We start from the raw sequence: 25,056 nt of genomic DNA, 5'->3' as shown, positions 1-25,056 counted from the left end.
TCTAGCCTTGGGTTAGGAACCTACAGAAGATATAAGGGGAGGTAAATATGTCTAGTTACCTTGGGCTTCGAGCTGGTGACTATGAAGCGAAAGTAAGCAGCTTCGGTGGTGGCCCGGCTGAGTTGCGTTTTCAAGGAGATGATCTATTAGCCCCATATGGGGATAATGGTTTTCCTCCCTTGGGAGCCCAAACCCTCCTGGCGCCGTGGCCAAATCGCATCGCTGATGGAGTGTTTTCTCACCGTGGAGAGATGCACCGGCTAGATATTAGCGAGCCAGGTCGAATGACTGCCATCCATGGATTCGTTGGTACCCGACAGTGGAAGGTTGACACTGTTGAAGACACACGAGTGGGTTTGAGCTTAGATCTCCCTGCGCAGCCGGGGTGGCCGTGGCCATCGGAATACGCGGTGACCTGGGAGTTAAATGAAAAAGCTGGGCTGAGCGGAGTGATGACTATTCGTCACCCTGGGATAGTAGATAGTGACTGTCCCTTGGGAATTGGTTGGCATCCCTACTTAGTAGCTCGAGGAGCCGCCCTAGATGAATGCATTTTGTCAGTACCGGCGAAGAGCTGCTTACCTCTTGACCCGCAGCGAAACTTGCCCGCTGGTCCAGAAATTCCAGCGGATGCGGTTCTTGCTCATCTTAATCATGGCGTACCGATGCACGGAGTGTGGTTGGATCACTGCTTTGGCAACGTGGCTTCTCCGGCAGCTGACGGCATGATCAGAGCCACCTTGGTAGACCGAGAAGGGCGCGGAGTGGAACTTCGAGCTGATGCCAAAACCAAGTGGTTCCAAATTTTTACCGCAGATCCGGCTCGACGTGAGGGCTATCCCGGATTAGGGAGAGCAGTGGCGGTAGAGCCAATGACGTGTCCGCCTAATGCCTTCCGTTCGGGTCGAGATATCGGCTATATCAAGCCGGGAGAGACGGTTCAATTCCAGGTAGGGGTGCGGGCGCTCGGCGAATAAAAGCTGAGGAAAAATTCTGAAAATCCCTCAGAATGGTGTGAAAAAAATCAAAAAACTCCTCAATGGATGAAAGTTGTATGACCTCTGGCGTATACCGGGGTAGAACAATGTGTTGTGTCTTACAACACTTTCAGGACATTTTTTGACATAGAACGGAGATCTGCCGTGATTGTTGCGGCTGGAGCCCCGCGGCTCGATGCGACAGTGATGGATTACCTCATTGTCGCTATCTACTTCATCTTCGTGCTGGGAATCGGATGGGCGGCGCGCTCCCGGGTTTCCAGTTCGATTGACTTCTTTCTTTCTGGACGCTCCCTCCCAGCTTGGGTCACTGGGTTAGCTTTCATCTCAGCCAACCTGGGCGCGGTGGAGATTGTAGGACACTCAGCAAACGGTGTGACCTACGGCGTGGAAACCATGCACTATTTCTGGATCGGAGCCATTCCCGCCATGGTGTTCCTAGGCATTGTCATGATGCCTTTCTATTATGGCTCTAAGGTTCGATCCGTACCGGAATTTATGCTTCGACGCTTTGGTCCAGCAGCCCACCTGGTCAACGCCTTATCCTTTGCCTTGGCGCAGCTCTTGATTGCTGGAGTCAACCTTTTGCTCTTAGCAAAGGTAGTTAATTCTCTCCTTGGCTGGGATCTGTGGGTCACCTTAGTTGTAGCCGCAGTGATAGTGCTCTCGTATATCACTCTGGGCGGCTTAAGCGCTGCAATTTACAACGAAGTTCTGCAGTTCTTTGTCATTGTCACTGCCTTGCTGCCATTGACTCTCATCGGTTTGCACAATGTGGGCGGCTGGAACGGTCTGAAAACCATGGTGAACAATAACAGCCATTTCCACACCTGGCCTGGTACGGAATTGTCTGGCTTTGATAATCCCGTCGTCTCCGTTATTGGACTGGTGTTCGGGTTAGGATTCGTGCTGTCCTTCGGCTACTGGACCACCAACTTTGTCGAAGTTCAACGATCCATGGCCGCTGATTCTTTGTCCTCAGCTCGGAAAACCCCGATTATTGGCGCTTTTCCGAAAATGTTTATTCCCTTCTTGGTGGTTATTCCCGGTATGGTGGCGGGGGCTATTGTTACCCCTATTAAGCAAGGTGACGCCAAACCTAATGATGCCATATTGTATTTAATGAGAGACCTTCTTCCTAATGGGTTGTTGGGGGTAGCTATTGCTGGTCTCTTAGCCGCTTTTATGGCTGGTATGGCTGCTAATATCTCTGCTTTCAACACGGTATTTAGCTATGACATCTGGCAAGCTTATGTACAGCGGGATAAAGATGATTCTTACTACCTGAAAATCGGGAAAATTGCCACAGTTGGTGCGACGTTGATCGCGGTATTTACCGCCCTGATCGCGCAAAACTTCGGCAATATCATGGATTATCTCCAAACTCTCTTCGGATTCTTCAACGCTCCGCTTTTCGCTACCTTCATCTTGGGTATGTTCTGGAAGCGCATGACCCCGACGGCAGGTTGGGTGGGACTTGTCATGGGTACCCTTTCCGCCGTCATATATTGGTGCATTGCGGAGTTCAGCACCGCGCAAGCAGGATTCTTTAATCTCCCCGGCCAGGGAACGGCGTTTGTCGCGGCGTCCATTGCCTTTGTTGTTGACATTGTGTTGTCCATCATTGTTTCGTTGGCCACCCAGCCCAAACCCGATGCGGAACTGGTTGGCTTTGTCCGTTCGGTGACCCCCAAAGAACACTTAGTGGATAACGCTGAAGCTGCTCTGCCGTGGTATCAACGCACCATTCCGCTAGGCATCTTATGCCTGGTCTTGGTCATTATTCTCAACATTATCTTTGCTTAAGGAGGGGAGCGACTATGACTACATCTCAACAAGCACATACCAAGCCACAGAAACATTCCGCCGGCGCTTTCGATATCCGCAACGTCATTGGAGCATTGCTCGGTATCTACGGAATCCTCTTGCTATTTTCTGGTTTCCTCCTGAACCCAGGGATCAATCTGGACACCAACGAGCTAAAACACTCGGAATACAACATCTACGCCGGAGTGGTTCTCCTTGTAGTGGCAGCCGGATTTTTCCTCTGGTCTAAACTGCGCCCAATTGTGGTCGATGAAGCAGAACTAGCCGCAATGCACCAGGAAGGACCGGCACACTAATGCCTCATCCAGTGCGGGTGACCCGGACGCACTTGGCCGATGGGAGAGAACTCCTCTATTTCGATGACGAAAACCCCTATCTCAGCGGGGAAGAAACCAGAATACTGGATGATCCAAGGAAACTTCCCATTGCTTCCACCCAGTCGGAAATGCGTCGAGATCCGCTCACCGGAGAATGGAATGTCTACGCAGCGCACCGCATGAACCGTACCTTCATGCCACCGGCCAATGAAAACCCGCTTGCCCCCAGCAAGCCGGGACAGCTCCCCACGGAAATCCCGGCGGTAGACTATAACGTCGTGGTTTTTGAAAACCGCTTCCCTTCGTTGTCCGTGCACGCGGAACAATCCTCCGGGGAATCGTCAGAGCAACGCCTTCCAGATTTGATCCCTCACCAGCCAGCGCGCGGTCGATGCGAAGTCGTGTGCTTCACCCCCGAGGTAGATCATTCTTTCAAGGATTTGAGTTACCAACGGGCACGCACCGTGGTAGAGGCGTGGGCGCATCGCACCGCAGAGTTATCAGCAATTGAAGGGATTCGCCATGTTTTCCCCTTCGAAAACCGTGGTGCCGAAATTGGAGTAACCCTGCAGCACCCGCACGGACAGATCTATAGCTATCCCTACATCCCTAGCCGGGCGCAACAAATTATCATCCAGGCTCGCCATCACCGTGACAACACCGGACACGATCTTTTTGATGACATCCTCCGCGCTGAACACGAAGACGGTCGACGTCTGCTTCGCGTGGGCGACTACTTCACTGCCTTTGTCCCTGCCGCGGCAAAATGGCCGGTAGAGGTCATGATGATGCCGCATCGTGACGTCAAGGATTTCGCAGAGCTTAGTGACGTCGAACGTGATGAACTAACCCGGATGTATCTAGATCTCCTGCGACGGATCGATCAGTTCTTCGAGGGGGTAGACCGCACTCCCTATATCAGTGCATGGAATCAAGCTGTAGTCGGCGAGGAGCGCGAATACGGACGTTTTCATCTCCAACTTTTTTCACTCATGCGGTCTCCCGGGCGCATGAAATTCTTGGCGGGATCCGAGTCCGGCCAAGGAGCATGGATATCCGATACCACCCCAGAGCGAATAGCTCAACGCTTTCAAGAGATAGGAGAGCAGGCATGAGCACACCTCACTGGTTGCCTAACCGGACATCGCAAGAAGCCTGCGATGCCGCGTTAAGGAATTTTGAACGCAGCTATGGATATTCGGCAACGGGAGTGTGGGCAGCCCCGGGGAGGGTAAACCTTATTGGCGAACATGTAGATTATGCCGGAGGAATCTGCCTACCTTTCGCTTTAGAGCAATCTACCTACGTCGCCATTTCTCCCCGAGATGATGACACCATCAGGATTGAGTCTTGGCTTCCTAGCCATTCTGAACCAGCTAAAGCGGAACTCCGCGCCGGGAATCTTGGACCAGGAGAAATTTCTGGATGGCTAGGTTACGCACTGGGCCCCATCTGGGCGTTGCGAGAAGCAGGTCTATTGTCACCTAGCGCACGTGGCTATGACGTGGCAATAGTGTCGGATGTTCCACTGGGATCTGGGCTTTCAAGTTCTGCCGCTATTGAGTGCGCAGTAGCAAGTGCGGTGGTGGAGCTAGAAAAAGGTGACGGAGCTTTAGCAGATGATGCGACTCGAACTGCTATTATCCAGGCTGCTATCCGGGCAGAAAATGAGGTGGTGGGGGCGTCTACGGGAGGATTAGACCAGAATATTTCCTTGCAAGGGAAATCCGGTTTTGCTCTGGCCATCGATTTTTCCACCGGACAGAGTTATCACGTTCCTTGTGATCTTGAATCCCATGACTTAGCCATCCTGGTGATTGATAGCAATGCCCCTCATAGTTTGGCTGATGGTCAATATGCCTCCCGCCGGGGAATTATTGATGCAGTAACCCACTATTGCCAAGCATCTACTCTTCGAGACATCGGTGATGACACCGCGATATATGCGGCTGCGCAGCAGTGGGCCACAAGCACGGGAGCAGATTCAGATTGCACCAACCGTAGGGTCCGACATGTAGTAACTGAAATCTCACGAACTCTTGATGCTATTGAAAGCCTCAAGCGAGCTGATTTCCAGGCTTTTGGCTGTGCTATGTACGCCTCTCACAAGTCGCTGAAGGAAGACTACGAAGTCACTGTCTCTCAACTCGACCTCATCGTCGATACAGCAAAGGACTACGGAGCCATCGGGGCCCGCATGACCGGCGGTGGTTTCGGCGGAAGCGCAATTGCTTTAGTCCCTCGCGCAGAGGTTCACCCAATGGCTCAAGCAATTTCTCGCTCCTTTGCTCAGGCAGAATTTGCTCCCCCAGCTTTTCTCCAAGCAACACCTTCTCCAGGGGCGCGTCGGGAACGCTAACTGAGCTTTGGGCCTAAACTAGAACATCGATTGTGTTAACAAGGATGTTCCAGGAGGTTCATGTGGGTATTAAAGTCGGTGTTCTTGGGGCTCGGGGGCGGGTCGGAGAAGCTGTAGTGGCGGGGGTCCGCGACACAGAGGACCTCGACCTTGTAGCCACCATTGATCGCGGTGACGATCTCCACGATCTGATTACTGCTGAGGCCGAAGTCATCGTTGATTTCACCACCCCAGACGTAGTGATGGGGAACCTCGAATTCTGCATTGCGCACGGAATACACTGCGTGGTAGGAACCACCGGGTTTGATAAAGAACGCCTAGCGCAGGTTGAAGAATGGGCTTCTCAACACCCCGAGGTAGGGGTGCTCATTGCTCCGAACTTTGCGATCTCTGCTGTTCTTGCCATGGCTTTTGCTCAACAAGCAGCAAAGTTCTTCGAATCAGCCGAGGTCATTGAATTCCATCACCCCAACAAATTAGACGCTCCCTCCGGGACCGCGGTTCATACCGCTGAGGGGATAACCGAAGCACGACGCGCAGCTGGTATGCCTGCTCAACCCGATAAGACAGCGCAGTCCCTTCCAGGAGCCCGAGGTGCTGACGTAGACGGAGTTCCCGTTCATGCGGTGCGGATGAGTGGAATGGTTGCCCACGAAGAAGTAATCTTTGGTACCCAAGGCCAAAGCCTCACTATTCGCCAAGATTCTTATGACCGCACTTCCTTTGTTCCTGGTGTTCTGGTCGGTATCCGGAACGTGGCTGATCGCCCCGGGCTATGCGTAGGACTTGATTCCTACCTTGGCTTATAGCATGTAGCCAACCACCACCACGGATCATGAAGGAGTAGTAGTCACGGTGCGTGAGCTTGAGGTTCAGCTAATCGCAAGCACTCAGTTTCATATTCCAGAAGGGCTGAATTGGGTTCCCGATCAGTGCTCCGGGGCTGAAGCACTGACGGAATTTGCCAGCCGGCTGCATGACAACAGTTTTGAGTCCCCGCAGCCTCGAACCCGCACGAACCGGGCGTACCTGCTGAAACTTCTGGCAGTGGGACGCGAAAAGATCCTTGAGCATGCTAGTGCCACCCTGTATATTCGAGGAATTTCTCGTGACTGTGTGCACCAGATGTTAAGTTTCCGACGCCTGATGATTACCGAGATGAATCCTGATCGGGTGGATCGGGAACAACGATCCATTGCTTTGGCGAAGACTCTAAGAAACAACCGTGACGCTCGTCGAATGGTGGACAATGCCGTCGATGATTTAACTTTTCTCAGTCGTGAATTGGCTGAGGTGTTAGCCGAGCAATTCCACGAGGAGAACAATGCGGTACTCAAGGCTAAAGAAATTTCTGCGGCCTTGCGTGGTTTAGAGCCAGGATTGAGCGAAAGCCCCGTGGTTGTGAGTTCTAGCATCGCCGGTTGGCGAGATTTCCTGAAACAGAGTGGTGGGGAAAACGCCGAACAGGAAATCCAGGAAGTGGCCAAGGCTAGTTTCGCTGTGCTCTCAGCAGCAAGTCCTTTGCTATGGGCAGATTTTCCCTGTGGGTCGGTGCCCCCGGAAGGAAATTAAACAGGTATTCTTTCAGGTCATGAGCACAGTTTTGACATCGAAGAACGGAATCGACACCTTCGGTACCGTCTGCGTAGCCATGGTCACGCCTTTCGGCCAAGATGGTGAGCTTGATCTTGGTGCCGGTCGACGTCTTGCGGCGCATCTTGTTGATGAAGGTTGTGATTCCTTGGTGCTGGCTGGCACCACGGGAGAGTCTCCGACCACCACTACTGCAGAAAAGCTTGAGTTGCTCAAAGCTGTGAAGGAGGAAGTGGGTGACCGCGCTAAAATTATTGCTGGTGCGGGGACAAACAATACTCACTCTTCCATTGAGCTCGCTCGGGCATCCACTGAGGCCGGAGCTGATGCTTTGCTGGTGGTCACTCCTTATTACTCCAAGCCAAATCAGACCGGATTATATGAACATTTCCGGGCAGTGGCCGCTGCTACTGATACCCCAATTTGTCTCTATGACATACCCGGGCGTTCGGGAGTACCTATTGCATCTGATACTATTCGACGGTTGGCTGAATTGCCCACTGTTCAGGCGCTGAAAGATGCCAAAGGTGACATCACAGCTGCAACTGAGCTCATTGCGGAAACCGGCTTGGCATGGTACTCAGGGGACGATCCGCTGAACCTACCTTGGCTTTCTGTTGGCGCTACCGGATTTATTTCGGTCATTGGGCATGCGGCTCCCCGCCAGCTAAGGGAGCTTTATACCAGCTTTGCTGAAGGTGACTTGGAGCGAGCTCGTAGCATAAATGCCACATTAAATCCGCTGGTTCATGCCCAGGCTCGTTTGGGTGGAGCTAGCCTCGCAAAAGCTGCCCTCCGTTTGCAGGGCATTGAAGTCGGAGATCCTCGGCTGCCGATTACTCCGCCTACTGCGGAAGAAGTTGAGGAGCTTCGCGACGATATGGAAAAATCTGGAGTCCTTTAAATATGACTGAACCCCGAAATCGTTCTCGGAAAGTGACCCGTAAGGCGGGCCCTCCGGGGGCTGACACTCCGGTGTTTCACGCACCGGAGGAAGAAGGTGCAGCTCGAAACGGCACCGAGAAGAAGTACAGCGACGCCAAGAAGAATGGTCAAGATGGGCGTCGGGCGAAAAATCAAAACCGACGTGGGCAAGGGGGGAAGCGTTCTCGTCAGGATGGTGGACGCCGGAACGTCGTGAAGTCCATGCAGGGGGCGGATTTAACTAAGCGGTTACCGGCTCCGCCGAAGGCGCCGAAAAATGGGCTGCGGATTTACGCGTTGGGTGGTATTTCCGAAATCGGCCGCAATATGACGGTGTTTGAATACAATAATCGACTGTTAATTGTGGATTGTGGTGTTCTCTTCCCGTCCTCAGGGGAACCAGGGGTGGATTTGATCCTCCCGGATTTTGGGCCTATTGAAAATCACCTAGATCGGGTTGATGCCCTGGTGATTACTCACGGGCATGAAGACCATATTGGTGGAATCCCGTGGCTACTTAAGCACCGAGCAGACCTTCCTATTCTGGCGTCGAAATTTACCTTGGCGCTTATCGCAGCGAAGTGCCAGGAGCACCGGCAACGCCCGAAGCTCATTGAGGTTAATGAGTCCTCCGATGTTAATCGTGGTCCCTTTAACTTGCGATTCTGGACGGTCAACCACTCCATTCCAGATTGCCTAGGGATTGCCATTAAAACTGGCGCTGGTCTGGTTATTCACACCGGTGACATTAAACTGGACCAAACCCCCATTGGCGGTAAACCCACTGATTTGCCGGCGCTATCCCGCTTCGGTGATGAAGGGGTAGATCTGTTGTTGTGCGACTCTACGAATGCCAGCACACCAGGATTTTCAGGGTCGGAATCAGAGATCACCCCAACCCTCAAGCGGCTGGTAGCAGACGCTAAACAGCGGGTTATTGTGGCTTCTTTTGCCTCCAATGTTTACCGCGTCCAGTCTGCCGTGGATGCCGCGGTAGCAGCCGGACGCAAGGTTGCTTTTAATGGCCGGTCGATGATTCGCAACATGGAAATTGCGGAGAAGATGGGCTATCTGAAAGCTCCCCGCGGGACCTTTATATCTATGGATGATGCAGCCAAAATGGCTCCCCATAAGGTGCTATTGATTACCACCGGTACGCAGGGTGAGCCCATGGCAGCATTGTCTCGCATGGCGCGTCGGGAGCATCGCCAAATCACTGTTCGTGATGGTGACCTCATTATTCTTTCTTCATCGCTGGTCCCTGGTAATGAAGAAGCCGTTTTCGGCGTCATTAATATGCTTGCTCAAATTGGCGCCACGGTGGTCACCGGCAAAGACGCTAAAGTTCACACCTCTGGTCACGGTTTTGCCGGTGAACTTCTCTTCCTCTATAACGCTGCGCGGCCTCGAAATGCGATGCCGGTGCATGGGGAATGGCGGCATCTGCGCGCCAACAAGGAATTGGCCATCGCTACCGGGGTTCCCGCTGACCGGGTAGTTCTTGCTCAAAACGGCGTGGTAGTTGACCTCGTTGATGGCCGCGCCCGGGTTGTGGGTCAAATCCCGGTGGGCAATCTCTTCGTCGATGGGGTCCGCATGGGCGATATTGACGCCGAAGTGTTAGCTGATCGTACCTCCCTAGGCGAGGGCGGGTTGCTAGCCATCACTGCGGTCATTGATAACCGTACTGGTCGGCTTCTTGAATTCCCCAGCGTCGTGGCCAAAGGCTTCTCTGAGGACGCCAAGGCGATGATTCCGGAAATCGCTAAATTAGTGGAATCCACCATGAATGATCTGGCTGCCGAAGGTGAAAATGATCCTTACCGAATGGTGAAGCAGCTGCGCCGCAAGGTTTCCCGATACGTGGAACAAAAGTGGCGCCGTGAACCAATGGTGGTACCCACCGTGGTACCGATGAGTTCCGATACCGAATACATCGGTGATGCGGAATTACAGGGTACTCGCCCGAGTTTATAGTGCTCACCGCTTTGGGAATGTCAACCCCGGTTTAGCTTTCCATAAAGGCTAGGCTGGGGTTTATGTCTTTTGCCGCTACCGAACGTGAACGTCTGGCTGATATGCTGCTGCGCAAAGGTCCGTCGGCCCCCACCTTGTGCGAAGGGTGGACCACCCAGGACTTAGCCATGCATCTTTTTCTTCGAGAAAATAGACCCGACGCCGCCGTGGCGATTTTCTTTCCCGCTCTTGCCTCCTACGAACGCAAGGTCAAAGAGTCCTATCAGCACCTTGACTATGAGGAATTGGTGAATCGCTGGCGGCGCGGCCCCCAACGTTATAACCCCATCCGATTTCTTGACTCACTCATCAACACTTCGGAACACTTCATTCATTTCGAAGATGTTCGCCGGGCTGAAGGAGACTGGGAGCCAAGAGAATTTTCTGCCGCGGTCAACGACTCATTGGTCAGGATTCTCCGTCTGATCGGGGTGCGGTTACTGTCTCAGAGCGCTGCCCCAATTCATCTGGTTCCCACCGGCTATCCGCCGATTACTGCCGCGGATACTCGTAGAGTTGCGCAGCGTGGCGACAACGGAGTCCACGTCTTCGGGGATCCAGGCGAGCTTCTGCTTTTTGCTACGGGGCGCGACGCCGTCGATATTCGCATTGACGGAGACGCCAACCTGATTACCAGGTCTAGTCTATAAACTTGTCTTTCCTGAAGGGTCTGGAGCATGTCACAATCTCCTCAACCCCGGTGTGGCAAATGTGAATGGTGAGGCCTTAGCGGCTATTGTTAAAGGCATGTCTGTCAAGAATGCCGCTGCACAGCGTTCGAGAGGGTACCGAGAATCAGCGCGAGATAAAACGCGCCCCCAAGGACGCTCTTCCTATTCCACCGGGAGCCGAACTCCGGCTACCCGGTCTTTTGACCGTGGCAGCGGCACGCCGACATCCTCATTTGCAGTAGCGAACCGGGCTGCTGAGACCTCTGCGGAACGAACCGGAAGTGCTTTTAAAGCTGTCGGACAGGGGATAGGGGTGCTTTTTGGCTCCGCTGCACGCGGGGTAGGTAGCGTCACGAGAGGGGTAAGCAACAAAATTCGTGCCCGAGATAAAAACAACAATGTTTATGGTGGCCTCGAAGATCCTGATGATTTTCTCACCCCTGATCCAGAACCAGAAAGTGAAGAAGAACTATCGGCTCAACCGCCTCACTCAGAATCCTTTTTCTCCTGGATCGATGAGCACTCCGATGGCCTAGGTCTTAGCCTCATTGGAATAGCCGTTGTCTTAGGCGCATCCGTATGGTTCGACGTCGCAGGGCCAGTAGGCGAAGCCATTGACACCGGAGCTCATTTCCTCATCGGGGCAGGCGCCCTGATTCTTCCGGTGGCGCTCGTGGTCTTTGCTATCGCCCTCATGCTCAACAAACTTCGCGATATTCCGCATCGCGCCCAAGGCACCCTCGGTGTCGCCATTATTGTGTTGGCCATGCTGGCACTTATTCACGTTTTTGCTGGCAATCCAATTGACAGCACTGGCCGCGGCCGCGCCGGAGGCATAATCGGGGCGGTCATAGGCGGTCCCCTGTCTCTAGGATTTAGCACCTATTTGGCGGTCCCGATTCTGGCTTTGGTATTAGTCTATGGCGCACTCAAAGCCACAGGCATTACCACCCGAGAATTTGTCAACGTCATCAAAGAACTGATCCAAGGTTCCTCCTCAGAAGAGGAATCAGATGACGATGACCGTTACGGCCACGTGGATTTCGAATTAGAGGAACGTGCCGCTGGTAAGGATCCCTCCCACACCACCGCGCCCACAGTAGCTATACCGCGTCGAGCTCCCAGGCGTCGCTCCACCTCAAAAAGCGGGGTTTTTCAGCCGGCATCTGCCCAGGAGCAGACAACTGAAACTGGATTATTCGGGGCGACGCCAGCTGCCGCGGTTTATCCCGAAAACAATAATTCTGCAGGTGGTGGGGAAGATCCCACAGTAGAGCTATCATCGGACGATCCCGTTGCCCAAACGCATCAACGCTGGGTGGCAAGCGCTCGTGCTTATCAGCAAAGTGAGCACTCGGATCCGGTGGAACACAGAGATCCGAGGGAGGATTCTGAGCAGACTACGACTCCGCCAACAACTCCTGTAGCTGCCCCAGTCTCGACACCCCAGCCGACACTGGCAAAGACTGTTGCCCAACCTAAGCCCACGGCTGAGCCCGGCGTCCTGGAGGAACAAGGTGATGATTATCAATTGCCAAGTTCGGAGTTGCTGATCCCTGGCGAACCGCCGAAGCAACACTCTGAGGTGAACGATCGGATTATTGACGCTATTACCGATGTATTCCGTGAGTTCAAGGTCAACGCTACTGTTACTGGATTTTCACGCGGGCCAACAGTGACCCGGTATGAGGTGGAATTAGGCCCTGGTGTGAAAGTTTCTAAGATCACCAACCTGCAATCCAACCTGGCTTATGCTGTTGCCACCGATAATGTTCGGCTTCTCACCCCGATTCCCGGGAAGTCTGCGGTTGGAATTGAGGTTCCTAATCCAGACCGTGAGATGGTGCGTCTTGGAGATGTTCTCAATGCAGCGAAAACTAAAGCAAACCCGGACCCCATGTTGGTGGGGTTGGGCAAAGACATTGAGGGCGACTTTGTGTGTCATTCAGTGCAGAAAATGCCGCATCTGTTGGTCGCAGGTTCCACCGGTTCCGGTAAGTCAGCCTTTGTGAACTCTCTGTTAGTTTCGCTCCTCACACGATCTACGCCTGAGGACGTTCGATTGATCCTTGTCGATCCAAAAATGGTGGAGTTGACTCCGTATGAGGGGATTCCTCATCTGATTACCCCTATTATCACGCAGCCGAAGAAAGCTAGCGCTGCTTTGCAGTGGTTGGTGGAGGAGATGGAGCAGCGGTATTTGGATATGAAGTCTGCGCGGGTGCGGCACATTAAAGACTTCAATCGCAAGGTTAAAGCCGGGCAGGTTCAAGCCCCGGCTGGTTCCCAGCGAGAATACCGGCCCTATCCTTTTATTGTTTGCGTTGTCGATGAGTTGGCTGACCTTATGATGACCGCGCCGAAGGAAATTGAGGATTCCATTGTTCGGATTACTCAGAAAGCTCGGGCTGCGGGAATCCACTTGGTGCTTGCTACTCAGCGGCCCTCAGTTGACGTGGTGACTGGTTTGATTAAGACCAATGTCCCCTCCCGGCTAGCTTTTGCTACGTCCTCGTTGACTGACTCTCGAGTCATCTTGGATCAGGGTGGAGCTGAAAAACTCATTGGAATGGGAGACGGGCTTTTTATTGCCCAGGGGGCTAATAAACCGGTGCGGTTGCAGGGTGCGTTTGTCACCGATGAAGAAATCCAGGCTGTGGTGGATCAGGCTAAGGCTCAGCGCGAACCGGTTTATACCGAGGGAGTAACCGATGAGCGTGTTTCCGAATCCAAGCGGGACATCGATGAAGAAATCGGTAAGGATATGGATGACCTACTTGAAGCTATCGAGCTTGTGGTCACCTCCCAAATGGGTTCGACGTCCATGCTGCAGCGGAAACTTCGAGTCGGTTTCGCCAAGGCTGGCCGTTTGATGGATCTCATGGAAAGCCGGGGTATTGTAGGGCCTTCCGAGGGGTCCAAAGCTCGAGAAGTCCTTGTTAAACCCGAGGAATTAGAAACCACTATCTGGATGGTTAAAGGCGCCGATCCAGCCGAAGCTCCCAAAGAGGTTCAGGCCGAGTCAGCACCTGAAACTCGGGTCATAGAAGCCGGAAATAATCCATCCTCTGGAGCTTTTTAACCCTTCATGGCGCGCGTCACGAGCAACCGTCAGTTGGCAGTCGCTCCTTTTTGCCGTAAAGTACTCATCACATAAGGAGGGGAGTACCCCAGACACGGTGATGGTCGTCAACACGGACGCTTTGAACCTTAAGCCCCGGCCACACCGGCCCGAAGATCCTTCTTCGGGTGGGGGAGACCTCCGGTAAGTTCGAGACACTTCCGGAGGTCCATGAGAGCATGGAAGTCAATGCTTTGACATGGGTGATCACCATCGCTGTGATCATCGGTTTTTTCTTTTTCGATTTCTATTCCCACGTCCGCACTCCCCACGAACCCAGCCTGAAAGAATCCGCCTGGTGGTCACTATTCTACGTGGCCTTAGCCTGCATTTTTGGTGGTTTTCTCTGGTTAACATGGGGAGAACCCGGCAATCCCCACCAACATGGAGTGGAATTCTTTACCGGCTATATCACTGAAAAAGCACTCAGTGTCGATAATCTTTTTATTTTCGCGTTGATCATGGGTTCCTTTAAGATCCCAAGAAAATACCAGCAAAAGGTTCTCCTCATTGGTATTGCTTTAGCGCTAGTGTTCCGACTCATCTTTATCTTGCTGGGTGCGGCGGTGATCCATGCGTGGTCAGATGTTTTCTACCTGTTCGGAATTTTCCTGCTTTATACCGCCATCAAGCTGATCTGGAATGAAGTCAACGACACGCCAGAAACAGATCCCCAAGACATGAAAGTCATTATTTGGCTAAGAAAAGTCATTCCAGTTACTGAGAATTACCATGCAGATAAACTAGCTCTGCGTTTAGCGCCCGAAGCGGGCAAAAGCCGAGGGAAACTAGCACTGACCCCCTTGGTGGTGGCTTTGGTCGCTATTGGAATGGTTGATTTGATTTTTGCTTTGGATTCCATTCCGGCGATTTATGGAATTACCGTCGAACCGTATATTGTTTTTACAACAAACGCCTTTGCGCTCTTAGGTTTGCGGCAAATGTATTTCCTCTTAGATGGTCTTTTAGATCGCCTGGTCTATCTACCCTATGGTTTGGGGATAATTCTAGGGTTTATTGGCGTGAAATTGGTCCTGCACGCCCTCCATGAAAATAATATTCCGTTTATTAACGGTGGCCACGACGTCGCTGTCCCAGAAGTACCGACGGTCTTTTCTCTCATATTTATCCTCGTGGTACTCACTATTACCGTTATTGCTTCGGTAATTAAATCCAAACGGGATGAAGCTCAAGGCGCTATTGCACCCCAGTGGAATACTGCGAAAACCACCGGGGAGGATTGGCCCTCATCAGCTTAAGCGGCGTTAGTCCCCAAAAATATTGAGAACTGGATTCCAGGGTCGGATGTCGCGGCCTGACAATGCCCCCTTAAGGTGGAAGGGATCGCGGTCCATGAGCTCCGCTGCATCTTCTGCGGTTGCCGATTCAGGAAGACGAATAATAATTAAGGCTCCACCGTTTCCATCGGTATAGGGCCCGGAACCCACCACGATTCCTTGGTTGAGCAATTCGCCGAGGAATTCACGGTGTTCAGGGCGAATAGCGGCAATACGCTCGGAATCTGCAGCATAGTGATACAGCACAGCAAAATAATTCATAACTAACACTGTACTGTGCTGGAGAATTCTCCAGCAGGTTCCTGGCCGTGGCGGCGCCACCGGGTAGGGTGGTGAGGGTGAGCAATGTTCGAGGAAACCAGGTCCGGCAGTCCAATGTGAACCTGCCCAATGTGTTGACCTGTCTGCGGATACTCTTCGTCCCGGTTTTTGTGTGGCTAGTAATTCGCGGACAAGGTGAACACTTGGGGTATCGCTGGGCCAGCTTCGGGGTCTTCGCTGCACTGATGATCACGGACAAACTTGACGGCGATATTGCTCGAGCTAGGGGAATTATCACCAATTTCGGAAAAATAGCTGATCCGATTGCAGATAAAGCCCTCATGATTTCTGCTTTGGTGTGTCTTAACATTATCGGTGTGCTGTGGTGGTGGGTCACCATAGTGATTGTGGTGAGAGAACTAGGTATCACTTTCTGGCGGATGGTGTTACTCAGGCGTGGGAAAGTTGTTCCCGCTAGCCGTGGTGGAAAATGGAAAACCACTCTCCAAGCGTTAGCCGTGGCACTGTATCTGTGCCCCTTACCCGCCTGGATGATGTGGCCCGCCCATATCGTCATGGCAGCCGCGCTGGCAATAACCGTGATTACCGGTATTCAATATCTGGTTGATTCAGGAAAACAATGACATGACCTCAGCTGCTGAACTTGTTACTGAACTGCGCCAACGTGGTGAAACAGTAGCTAGTTGTGAATCTTTAACCGCTGGATTATTTAGCGCCACTCTCGCCTCAGTACCCGGTGCATCGGCTGTGCTTCGAGGAGGATTAATCACCTATGCCACGGAATTAAAACACCTCCTTGCGGGAGTTCCGACGACAATCTTGGAGAAGGACGGTCCGGTTGCCGCGAGCACCGCTATAGCGATGGCTCAAGGGGCGCAAAATACCTGCCGTGCTACCTGGGGGATTTCGCTTACGGGGGTAGCCGGCCCGGAGCCCCAGGACGGTCACGACGTCGGAGAGGTGTGGATAGGAGTGGCTGGACCGGCGTCGAGCATCTTTTATCACCATCTTCACCTGAGCTCGCGTGGGAGTGCACGAGAAACCCGCGAGTATATTCGTCAGGAGAGCGTCAACAAAGGAATAGAATTTCTTCTCGACATCCTGGGAACAAATGCTGTTGTTTGAGCGTTAGGTTAAGTAATGAGTACTAACACTGCACTGCTGGACACCCCCCTCAAGGGGAGAATCAGGCCAGAACCGGCGCCGGAACCATTGCTGCGAGAAGCGTTGGGGGAGGCCTTGAGATCATTTCGGAATGACCGTGCCATTACTCTGCGGGAATTAGCGGAAAAGGCCTGTGTTTCTCCGGGATATTTATCTGAGCTAGAGCGAGGCCGTAAAGAAGTGTCCTCGGAATTACTAGCCTCAGTGTGTCATGCTCTTGAGGTGAGTGTGGCTGATGTTTTAATTGAGGCGGCAGGTTCCATGGCATTGCAATCTGTTGCAGAAGAATTAGCCGGGGTTTAAGGCGTTTCTTACCAGGATCGGTTACCATAGGGGCGGCTCTTGCTAGCGGACCTGTATCCGGTGCGCTAATTTAACATGTTTTAGAGAAGTATTTTGAGGCGTAGGAGGCCGCAACAGCGATGGCTAATCCCTTTGTAAAAGCATGGAAGTACCTAATGGCGCTTTTCGATTCCAAGATTGAAGAAAACGCCGATCCCAAGGTACAAATTCAGCAGGCCATCGAAGAAGCTCAACGTCAACACCAAGAGCTTTCCCAGCAGGCTGCAGCTGTAATTGGTAATCAGCGGCAACTGGAAATGCAGCTGAATCGCCAATTGGCCGATATTGAGAAATTGCAGGCCAATACCCGGCAAGCCCTTCAGTTGGCGGACAAGGCGCGCGCTGAGGGGGATGAGCGAAAAGCCCAAGAATATGAAAACACCGCGGAGGCTTTCGCTACCCAGTTAGTTAACGCGGAGCAAACGGTTGAAGATACCAAGAAGCTCCATGATCAAGCTCTGCGTCAAGCAGATCAGGCCAAGCAAGCTGTGGAGCGTAACTCCATGGCACTCCAGCAGAAAGTAGCTGAGCGTACTAAATTGCTCAGCCAGCTGGAACAAGCCAAGATGCAAGAAAAGGTGTCCGAGTCCCTGCAGTCAATGAATCAGATGGTTGCTGGGAGTACCCCGAACCTGGATCAAGTACGAGACAAAATCGAACGCCGTTATGCTAAAGCCCTAGGAGAAGCTGAATTAGCTCAAAACTCGGTTCAAGGGCGGATGGCTGAGGTGGAGCAAGCTGGCCTGAATATGGCCGGGCATTCTCGACTGGAGCAAATCCGGGCTGAAATGAATAAGAAGAACTCTCCTGCGGTAGAGACTCATCAGGCTGATTCCCAGCACCAGATAGGATCTAGCCCCGCTGAGGATCACAATAGCAATGATGCAGTTGCCCAGCGGCTCAGAGAACTACGTGGCGAGAACTAATAACTAAAAGTCGTCCTCATCGACGCCACGAGCCTGGAGCGCCTCCCCGAGCGCCCGGGCTTTTTTCATGCAACGAACCATCAGAGGAACACCAAAAGCTGTTAAGGACCATCCCGCGCCACGAGCTTTTCTTGCGTCGAGCACCTCACTCATCATAAGGAACAAGACTGGAATTAAGCGAATTGTCAACGTGATGGCCAAAGAAATCGCTTCGACGGGAACACCGAGCCGTGCTAATGGCGCTCCAGTGTGATCCAGAGAATCCATCAATTGAGTTAGCGGAGTAGTCAACGTCACCAAAGCTGCAGCCATAATTGATAAGAACAGCACGGTGACCATCAACGCCGCTGAGAACATATCGCTTGACCACCAACGAAACGCCCCCAACGTGAGCAGAAGAGGCACAGGAGGCCACAGTTGTTGCAAGGCCAACCGCAGCGGAATTTTTGCAATGATAAACCCGGCCAGAGGGATCGTTGCCGCTACCAACGCCCACCGCAGCTGAGAAATAGCGAACGTGACCACCAGAATATAAATAATAAGCCCGAGGAATTTAGGACCCGGAGTGAGTCGATGAATAATCGAATTCCCAGGAAAATAGACGCCTAAGGGGGGATTATTCACGACGCTCGCTCCGTCATCAGAGTGCGATAAAAAGGAAGAACCTCGTGTGGAGAACCATCGGCAATAATTCTGTGGTGATCGACGCAAAGGATGCGGTCGAAATTCTCTAAAATATCAAGATCGTGGCTAACCACGATTAATTGTTGCTGTAGTTGCGAGAATATTCGAGAGATTTTGATTCTATTGCGTAAATCCAACAGGGTCGTGGGTTCATCGGCGATAATAATATCGGGGTTGATGACAATAACTGACGCTAGAGCTAGTAATTGCTTTTGCCCACTAGATAGCGAATGTGGAGTCTGCTCAGCTATCTCAGTCAACCCAAATTGCTCTAGAACCGCATCGACCCGATTTTGGCGTTCATCTCGAGAAAGTCCACGTCGACGAAGGGAAAAATCGACGTCATCGCGAACTCTCGGCATGATGATCTGATTGTCTGCGTCGGAAAAGATGAAGCCAACAAGACGTCGAACTTCTTTGGCTTGGCGGGCGGGGTTTAACCCATTAACTTTTACCTCACCAGAAGTGGCAACACTAAGACCATTAATCAGCCGGACGAGGGATGACTTACCACTTCCATTTTCTCCGATAATGCCGATTCTATGTTCGCTCAGGCGAAAGGAGAGGTTATCGAGGATGAGTTGGTCGTCGAATTGGAGTGAAACAGAGTGAAAAGAAACTTCAGGCATGGTTTAGGGGCGTGAACGGTGTCGAATGAGATCAGGGAAGGCCATATGAACGCCGAGTGCAATAATGATGACAAAAATTAACTTGTATATATCGCCGAGAATATATGGTCCCTGGGCGATAAGAGCGGCGGTGAAATCGAGACTGCTGCGCCACATGAGGCCAAGGATGCCGAAGAGGTATTGCGTTGCTACTGCGGCGATACTAGCGAGGGCGAAAACAAGAATTCGACCTAGCTTCTTTTCCGGAGCCTGGTAGGCGATGATCCCGGCCACGAAAGCAGACAGTATATATCCGAGGAGATATCCAGCGGTGGGGCCGGCAAGAGCGGCCAAGGTGGTGCGTCCTCCGGCGAGTACCGGCAAAACGATGCCGATGATAAGGAAAAGGCAAGTGGTGAGGGTGCCACGCCGCCCCCCTAGGACTAATCCAGCGAGGATAATACCGGCGTTTTGTAAAACAATAGGGACTCCGAGGCCTCCGATGGGGATGCTAAAGAAACCAAGGACACAAATGAGTGCGGCGAAAACAGTGATGTACGCTAGGTCGGCGGTGGTATATGAAGGCCGAGAGTTAGTCATGCCTTAATAACCTACCGGGGGTTGGTGAGAGGGGGAATTTCAGGCACTTTTGGGTGTGCGGAAGAGAGCGGCGTGTCTGGTTGTATTCGAACAATTGTTTGTGTAGGTTTGGGGTTGATGTCCGGCCCTTGGCTTAAGGTATGGCGTGTACATAAACCACCCGGTACCGCTTTTATCAGGGGGAGGGATCCTTTGACGGGTTCCGGGAGTCAAAACAGTTGAGGACAAAGTAATCGAGTAAAGGATGGGTTCAGTTATGGCCGCAAAGAAAAAGAAGAGCGCTTCCGGTCCGGTGAGTGGGGATGACCGGACCAAGGCCTTAGAGTCCGCCTTGGCGATGATAGAAAAAGACTTCGGTAAGGGTGCCGTGATGCGCTTGGGGGACGAAAATAGGCCACCAGTGCAAGCAATTTCTTCCGGAAATACCGCTATTGATATTGCGCTCGGAGTAGGAGGGTTCCCGCGGGGAAGAATCGTTGAGATTTATGGTCCGGAGTCGTCCGGTAAAACCACAGTAGCTCTGCATGCCATCGCATCAGCCCAAAAAGCTGGGGGAATAGCTGCTTTTATCGATGCTGAACATGCTTTGGATCCAGAGTATGCGCGGAAACTCGGTGTTGATACCGATGCGTTACTTGTTTCTCAGCCTGACACCGGTGAACAAGCCCTAGAAATAGCGGATATGCTTGTCCGTTCCGGGGCTATCGACATCATCGTGGTGGACTCCGTAGCTGCGTTGACTCCCAAAGCAGAGATTGAAGGTGAGATGGGGGACAGTCATGTTGGCCTCCAGGCGCGATTGATGAGCCAAGCACTCCGGAAAATGACTGGAGCGCTCTACAATGCTGGAACTACAGCTATTTTTATCAATCAGCTGCGCGAAAAAATTGGGGTGATGTTCGGGTCCCCCGAGACTACTACCGGTGGAAAAGCGCTGAAATTCTATTCCTCTGTTCGATGTGATGTGCGTCGCATTCAAACTCTGAAAGACGGGCAGGACGCCATTGGTAGCCGGACTCGTCTCAAAGTAGTCAAGAATAAAGTATCCCCACCATTTAAAACTGCGGAATTTGACATTCTTTATGGAGAAGGAATTTCCCGTGAATCTTCGCTCATTGATTTAGGCGTAGAGAACGGAATTATTAAGAAATCGGGAAGTTGGTTTACCTATGAGGGGGACCAATTAGGACAAGGGAAAGAAAAGGTACGCCAGTATCTGAGATCTACCCCGGAACTTTCCGATGAAATTGAAAAGAAAATTCTCACCAAACTCGGGGTGGGCCCCTATGCCAAAGAGGAAGAACATGACGAGCTCAGTGACGATCCGGTGGACATGATTCCGAACGTCGATTTTGATGATGAGGACGCTGAGGAAGCCTAAACACAACCATGGTCCACCACTCTGAGTCCCAGGAAAAGCGCCTCATCGCTGTGCATGAATTATTGAAGAAACATGCAGCTGGTGAGATCAAGAGTGAGCTATTTGATCATCAGGAGGAACTGAATAAGGAACCAGTGCGACGTCGTGCCTTAAAACTGTTGGATCAGCGATCGCGCTCTAGAGAAGAATTAAGGGGTAGGCTCTTAGCGCTAGATTTCCCAGAGCTGATCGTAGAGTCCGTCATCGCTGATTTGGAGAATGCTGGACTCATCGATGATGAGCAATTTGCCCACCAATGGGTAGAACAGCGGAGGAAACGGCGAGCGAAATCGGCACAGGCTTTGGACTGGGAATTACAACATAAGGGAGTGTCTGTCGCGGATCGGCAAAAAGCTTTGGCACAGATTACTCATGCCGAGGATGAAGCTATCGCGCAAAAATTGCTAGAAAAGAAAGCCCGGTCCATCAAGGCTATTCCGTCAGATAAGAAAGAACGGGACAAAGAAGTGCGACGTCTGGTGGGGATGCTAACCAGGCGAGGTTTTAGGCAGGGATTGTGCGTGCGGTTAGCCCGCCACGCACTGGAAGAACGAATAGCTCAACTAAGGCAAGGGGGATAGAGTTACCCGTCGCGAAACGGAGAGCTACTCGCCTGGGTTTCGCACTTCGTGATAACCAGGATTATGCCAGTCCGCATTGACATTATCTTTGGTCTCTAATCCCTGATGCGCATGTTCGGGAACCTTCGCAACAATATTACGACGAGCCCGACCAGCTCTCAGTTGGCGTTCGACGCGGTTAGCTACCCAGGTTAAGCCATAATTAATCAGAATCATGATGATGGCGACCACCACCAAGGATGCAATGAAATTACGATTGGCTGAGGCCGATTGGATACCAGAGCGTACCACTTCCACGTAGCCAATTTGATAACCCAGGGCCGAATCTTTGAGGGCAATGACCATTTGGGCAATCAAGGCAGGCAGCATGGCGGCCACAGCTTGAGGCAACAGAACCAGTTTCATTGTTTGGGAGTGACTGAGTCCCAGAGCCTCGGCAGCTTCAGTTTGACCTCGGGGAAGGGAGTGAATGCCAGCACGAAGAATCTCAGCAATGACTGAACCGTTGTAGAGAGTTAAACCCGTGACGACTGCTGATAGGGCCAGCTGTTTGGAAGCAACCAGGTGGTAGTGGGCAAACAGCTGATACGCAAAGATCATGAGTAGTAGGACCGGGATAGCGCGAAAAAATTCCACGATTACGCCACAGAGAGCTGCGACACCTCGGTTTCGAGACAGGCGGCCTAGACCAAGAACAGTACCCAGGATCAGAGCGAAAATAATGGACAAAAACGCGGCGCGAAGAGTGCCCCATAGACCCGGCAAGATATAGGTGGACCAGGTGCGTGAATTAAGGAAGGGAAGCCAACGGGACGCTGCTAATTGACCATTGTGGTGGAGCGTTGATAGTACCCACCACAAGATACCCGCGATGATGAGGAAAGAAACTCCGCTGAGCAGAAGATTTAATCGACGTCCTCGTGGTCCGGGGGTGTCATAGAGAACTGTAGCGCGAACACTCATTTTTATTTCTTCACCGCCAGTCGCCGAGATAAGCTAGTGAATACCATTCCGGTGGGTAGGGTGAGGACCATAAATCCCAGTGCGAATATCCCGAAGATCAGGAACAAGTAGTTAGCGTTCATTTCGATTGTTCCTTTCATCAGCAAGGAAGCCTCAGCTACCCCAATAGCCGAAGCTATTGTGGTGTTCTTGATCAATGCGATGAATGTATTGCCCAACGGGACGATGGCGGAGCGTAGGGCTTGAGGGAAGACAATAAATCGGAATGTTTGACTAAAGTTCAGACCAAGTGACCTGGCGGCTTCCGCCTGGCCGAAATCAACGGTGTTGATTCCTGATCTTAAAGACTCTGCGACAAAGGCCGACGTGTAGAGAATGAATCCAAGAATGGCGAGACGGACATTATTGTCTACCAAAAACGTAGGGGATGTGGGGTTAGCCAACGTCAGGCCGAGGTTTTGGTATAACCCGAAAGAGCAAAACAGCACCACTAATGTCAGAGGAGTGTTTCTGATGGTGTTGATATAAAACGCGGAGAGAAAGCGGATGATCCCCACTGGTGATACCCGCATGGCGGTTAGAACGGTGCCAAGAAGCAGCGCGCCAATTCCAGAGATAATAGACAACTTTATGGTCATCCAAAAAGCTGGAATGAGTGCGGGTCCAAGGTCAGATAAGAATGAGGACATCCGCTAGAACTCCCTTGTGCTTTGTCGCTTTGTCCGGTTACTTCTTCAGGAAGGAGAGATCCCCAGGTGTACCTGGAGAAACGCCTTCCGCTTTGCCTAGGTTTTCGCTCACTAAACGGTCAAAAGTACCGTCTTTGATCATGGCTGTGAGCGCCTCATTGACAGCATCGGTAGCTTCCTGATCATCTTTAGCCAAGCCGACTCCGTAATACTCGTCGGTAAACTGGGAGCCGTCAGGCTTCAGCAGCGGAACCACCCGGAAAGTGTTCGGAGACTGTGCAGAGTAGCCGTTCAAAATAGTGGCGTCAGTTGTGAGAGCATCGACCGTGCCATTGCGCAGTGCCTCAACGCAGGAAGAATACACATCAAATTCCTGGAGCTGGACTCCTGGCAGTGCCTCCTTAACCTTTTGGGCGGGAGTAGATCCAGAGGTGGTGCACAGAATCTTTCCATTGAGATCATTAAGACCCTTGATGGAATTATCATTTTCCCGCACCAACAAAGCTTGATGAGTAACCAGGTAGGGTCCAGCAAAGTTAACACTTTGAGCACGGCCTTCATTAATGGAGTAGGTAGCCGCAATCATCCCAACCTCACCGTTTTGAATCAACGTTTCTCGCTGAGCAGTCGGAGTTTCCCGGAACGTGATTTCGGGTTCTTTCCAGCCTTTCTCCTTAGCAATGTGGTTAATGACGTATTTACTGACTTCTACATCTAATCCGCTCATGGATTCATCGGAACCGCGAAGCCCTAAGCCTGGCTGGTCATATTTAGCACCAGCTGTGACTTTGCCTGATTCGATTTGGGCTAATAGTCCTTCTGATCCTCCACCACAGGCAGTTAGGGTACTGAGTGCTACTCCGGCTGCAGCGCACAATGCTAGGACCCGGGAAAGGGAAGATTTCATGATTGTCTCCTTCAGATAAGGGGATTAGTGGGCAAGAATCTTGTTAAGGAAATCCTTGGCGCGATCGCTTTGGGGGTTGGTGAAAAAATCCTCGGGAGTGGAATCTTCCACAATGGCGCCGTCGGCCATGAATAAGACGCGGTCAGCTACGCGTCGGGCAAATCCCATTTCATGAGTTACCACCACCATGGTCATGCCTTCGCGAGCGAGGTCAGCCATGACCTCTAACACCTCATTGACCATTTCTGGATCCAGAGCTGACGTAGGCTCATCAAAGAGCATCACCTTGGGATCCATCGCCAGGGCTCGAGCTATAGCGACACGTTGCTGCTGACCACCCGATAGCTGGGCTGGATACTTTTCTGCCTGCGTAGCTATACCCACTCTTTCGAGCAGGACATCGGCCCTTTTCGCAGCTTCGGCTTTATTGAGCTGACGGACTTTGATCGGCCCCAGAGTGACATTATCCCGAATCCTTAAATGAGGGAAAAGATTGAAAGACTGGAACACCATCCCAACCTCAGCCCTCAATTTGGCAAGAGCTTTGCCTTCCTCGGGAAGAGCTACACCATCAATTTCAATAACCCCAGAATCAATTGTTTCCAGGCGGTTAATGGTGCGGCACAGAGTGGATTTACCTGAACCTGACGGGCCTAAAACTACCACCACTTGGCCACGGGGAATCTCTAAATTAATGTCCCGAAGGGCGTGATAATCATCAAAATATTTTTCGACGCCCGCCATGCGGATCATCGGTTTGTTCTGT

General features: G+C 52.0%; 25 protein-coding genes and 1 pseudogene. 18 read left to right on the top strand and 8 right to left on the bottom strand.

All coding sequences use genetic code 11. From position 1 onward, the window contains the following. Positions 1 to 47 precede the first annotated feature (47 nt). From GP475_RS07105 to GP475_RS07050, 12 genes are all read left to right on the top strand, one after another. Positions 48 to 977 carry an aldose 1-epimerase family protein gene (locus GP475_RS07105; RefSeq protein ID WP_187973742.1) on the top strand — a complete coding sequence of 310 codons (930 nt, stop codon included), beginning with the start codon at positions 48 to 50 and terminating at the stop codon, positions 975 to 977. Between the two features lie 207 nt (positions 978 to 1,184). Beyond that, positions 1,185 to 2,804 carry a sodium:solute symporter family protein gene (locus GP475_RS07100; RefSeq protein ID WP_187975843.1) on the top strand — a complete coding sequence of 540 codons (1,620 nt, stop codon included), beginning with the start codon at positions 1,185 to 1,187 and terminating at the stop codon, positions 2,802 to 2,804. Between the two features lie 14 nt (positions 2,805 to 2,818). After that, positions 2,819 to 3,121: a hypothetical protein gene (locus GP475_RS07095; protein WP_187973741.1), complete on the top strand. Its 303-nt coding sequence runs from the start codon at positions 2,819 to 2,821 to the stop codon at positions 3,119 to 3,121. Continuing rightward, complete coding sequence (gene galT, locus GP475_RS07090) at positions 3,121 to 4,257, top strand: galactose-1-phosphate uridylyltransferase (RefSeq protein WP_187973740.1); 1,137 nt, start codon at positions 3,121 to 3,123, stop codon at positions 4,255 to 4,257. Before GP475_RS07095 ends, galT begins: the two co-directional genes overlap by 1 nt. Beyond that, the gene (galK, locus tag GP475_RS07085) at positions 4,254 to 5,501 is read left to right on the top strand and encodes a galactokinase (protein ID WP_187973739.1); all 1,248 of its coding nucleotides are present in this window, start codon (positions 4,254 to 4,256) and stop codon (positions 5,499 to 5,501) included. The genes galT and galK overlap by 4 nt, the downstream gene beginning before the upstream one ends. A gap of 62 nt (positions 5,502 to 5,563) precedes the next feature. Continuing rightward, on the top strand, positions 5,564 to 6,310 hold the full coding sequence (gene dapB / locus GP475_RS07080) for a 4-hydroxy-tetrahydrodipicolinate reductase (protein ID WP_187973738.1): 747 nt from the start codon (positions 5,564 to 5,566) through the stop codon (positions 6,308 to 6,310). A gap of 46 nt (positions 6,311 to 6,356) precedes the next feature. Beyond that, on the top strand, positions 6,357 to 7,073 hold the full coding sequence (locus tag GP475_RS07075) for an FAD-dependent thymidylate synthase (protein ID WP_187973737.1): 717 nt from the start codon (positions 6,357 to 6,359) through the stop codon (positions 7,071 to 7,073). A gap of 19 nt (positions 7,074 to 7,092) precedes the next feature. Further along, a complete protein-coding gene (gene dapA, locus GP475_RS07070; RefSeq protein WP_187973736.1) occupies positions 7,093 to 7,998 on the top strand; it encodes a 4-hydroxy-tetrahydrodipicolinate synthase in 906 nt (301 codons plus the stop codon). Between the two features lie 2 nt (positions 7,999 to 8,000). Beyond that, positions 8,001 to 9,995, top strand: a complete 1,995-nt coding sequence (locus tag GP475_RS07065) for a ribonuclease J (protein WP_187973735.1) — start codon at positions 8,001 to 8,003, stop codon at positions 9,993 to 9,995. Between the two features lie 62 nt (positions 9,996 to 10,057). Beyond that, the gene (locus tag GP475_RS07060; protein ID WP_187973734.1) at positions 10,058 to 10,684 is read left to right on the top strand and encodes a TIGR03085 family metal-binding protein; all 627 of its coding nucleotides are present in this window, start codon (positions 10,058 to 10,060) and stop codon (positions 10,682 to 10,684) included. Positions 10,685 to 10,781: 97 nt separating this feature from the next. Beyond that, positions 10,782 to 13,787, top strand: coding sequence for a DNA translocase FtsK (locus GP475_RS07055; protein ID WP_187973733.1), 3,006 nt, complete (start codon positions 10,782 to 10,784; stop codon positions 13,785 to 13,787). Between the two features lie 218 nt (positions 13,788 to 14,005). Next, positions 14,006 to 15,085: a TerC family protein gene (locus GP475_RS07050; RefSeq protein ID WP_187973732.1), complete on the top strand. Its 1,080-nt coding sequence runs from the start codon at positions 14,006 to 14,008 to the stop codon at positions 15,083 to 15,085. Between the two features lie 6 nt (positions 15,086 to 15,091). On the opposite strand, the gene GP475_RS07045 is transcribed toward GP475_RS07050, so the two are convergent. Next, positions 15,092 to 15,385: a YciI family protein gene (locus GP475_RS07045; protein ID WP_187973731.1), complete on the bottom strand. Its 294-nt coding sequence runs from the start codon at positions 15,383 to 15,385 to the stop codon at positions 15,092 to 15,094. Positions 15,386 to 15,462: 77 nt separating this feature from the next. On the opposite strand from GP475_RS07045, the gene pgsA reads away from it, so the two are divergent. The 4 genes and pseudogenes from pgsA to GP475_RS07025 form a co-directional block, all read left to right on the top strand. After that, positions 15,463 to 16,029 carry a CDP-diacylglycerol--glycerol-3-phosphate 3-phosphatidyltransferase gene (pgsA, locus tag GP475_RS07040; RefSeq protein ID WP_224400457.1) on the top strand — a complete coding sequence of 189 codons (567 nt, stop codon included), beginning with the start codon at positions 15,463 to 15,465 and terminating at the stop codon, positions 16,027 to 16,029. 1 nt (position 16,030) lies between these two features. Next, complete coding sequence (locus GP475_RS07035) at positions 16,031 to 16,531, top strand: CinA family protein (RefSeq protein WP_187973730.1); 501 nt, start codon at positions 16,031 to 16,033, stop codon at positions 16,529 to 16,531. Positions 16,532 to 16,546: 15 nt separating this feature from the next. After that, positions 16,547 to 16,873, top strand: a complete 327-nt coding sequence (locus tag GP475_RS07030; RefSeq protein WP_187973729.1) for a helix-turn-helix domain-containing protein — start codon at positions 16,547 to 16,549, stop codon at positions 16,871 to 16,873. A gap of 119 nt (positions 16,874 to 16,992) precedes the next feature. Then, a pseudogene (locus GP475_RS07025) lies at positions 16,993 to 17,724 on the top strand (PspA/IM30 family protein); the annotation flags it as partial. A gap of 117 nt (positions 17,725 to 17,841) precedes the next feature. On the opposite strand, the gene GP475_RS07020 reads toward GP475_RS07025, so the two are convergent. Genes GP475_RS07020 through GP475_RS07010 form a run of 3 tightly spaced genes read right to left on the bottom strand, consistent with a single transcriptional unit; the run spans position 17,842 to position 19,730 of the window. Beyond that, positions 17,842 to 18,462 carry an energy-coupling factor transporter transmembrane component T family protein gene (locus tag GP475_RS07020; protein ID WP_187973727.1) on the bottom strand — a complete coding sequence of 207 codons (621 nt, stop codon included), beginning with the start codon at positions 18,460 to 18,462 and terminating at the stop codon, positions 17,842 to 17,844. Then, positions 18,459 to 19,151 carry an energy-coupling factor ABC transporter ATP-binding protein gene (locus GP475_RS07015; RefSeq protein WP_187973726.1) on the bottom strand — a complete coding sequence of 231 codons (693 nt, stop codon included), beginning with the start codon at positions 19,149 to 19,151 and terminating at the stop codon, positions 18,459 to 18,461. Before GP475_RS07015 ends, GP475_RS07020 begins: the two co-directional genes overlap by 4 nt. A gap of 3 nt (positions 19,152 to 19,154) precedes the next feature. Then, complete coding sequence (locus GP475_RS07010; protein ID WP_187973725.1) at positions 19,155 to 19,730, bottom strand: biotin transporter BioY; 576 nt, start codon at positions 19,728 to 19,730, stop codon at positions 19,155 to 19,157. Between the two features lie 256 nt (positions 19,731 to 19,986). Here GP475_RS07010 and recA point away from each other — a divergent pair, with 256 nt between their 5' ends. After that, positions 19,987 to 21,111, top strand: a complete 1,125-nt coding sequence (recA, locus tag GP475_RS07005; RefSeq protein ID WP_187973724.1) for a recombinase RecA — start codon at positions 19,987 to 19,989, stop codon at positions 21,109 to 21,111. A gap of 8 nt (positions 21,112 to 21,119) precedes the next feature. After that, positions 21,120 to 21,731 (top strand): regulatory protein RecX, encoded by a 612-nt coding sequence (locus GP475_RS07000; RefSeq protein ID WP_187973723.1) that lies wholly within the window; start codon positions 21,120 to 21,122, stop codon positions 21,729 to 21,731. A 24-nt stretch (positions 21,732 to 21,755) separates the two neighbouring features. Here the strand turns inward: GP475_RS07000 and GP475_RS06995 are convergent, their stop codons facing one another. The 4 genes from GP475_RS06995 to gluA are packed head-to-tail and all read right to left on the bottom strand — an operon-like array spanning position 21,756 to position 25,043. Next, complete coding sequence (locus GP475_RS06995; RefSeq protein WP_187973722.1) at positions 21,756 to 22,694, bottom strand: amino acid ABC transporter permease; 939 nt, start codon at positions 22,692 to 22,694, stop codon at positions 21,756 to 21,758. A 2-nt stretch (positions 22,695 to 22,696) separates the two neighbouring features. Next, positions 22,697 to 23,383 (bottom strand): amino acid ABC transporter permease, encoded by a 687-nt coding sequence (locus GP475_RS06990; RefSeq protein WP_187973721.1) that lies wholly within the window; start codon positions 23,381 to 23,383, stop codon positions 22,697 to 22,699. Between the two features lie 37 nt (positions 23,384 to 23,420). After that, a complete protein-coding gene (locus tag GP475_RS06985) occupies positions 23,421 to 24,290 on the bottom strand; it encodes a glutamate ABC transporter substrate-binding protein (RefSeq protein WP_187973720.1) in 870 nt (289 codons plus the stop codon). A gap of 24 nt (positions 24,291 to 24,314) precedes the next feature. Next, a complete protein-coding gene (gluA, locus tag GP475_RS06980) occupies positions 24,315 to 25,043 on the bottom strand; it encodes a glutamate ABC transporter ATP-binding protein GluA (protein WP_187975841.1) in 729 nt (242 codons plus the stop codon). Between the last annotated feature and the right edge of the window lie 13 nt (positions 25,044 to 25,056).

The sequence above is a fragment of the Corynebacterium poyangense genome, from assembly GCF_014522205.1.
Lineage (GTDB): Bacteria > Actinomycetota > Actinomycetes > Mycobacteriales > Mycobacteriaceae > Corynebacterium > Corynebacterium poyangense.
The sequence above is the reverse complement of the archived record's forward strand: the minus strand, read 5'-3'. Positions and strand labels throughout refer to the sequence as shown.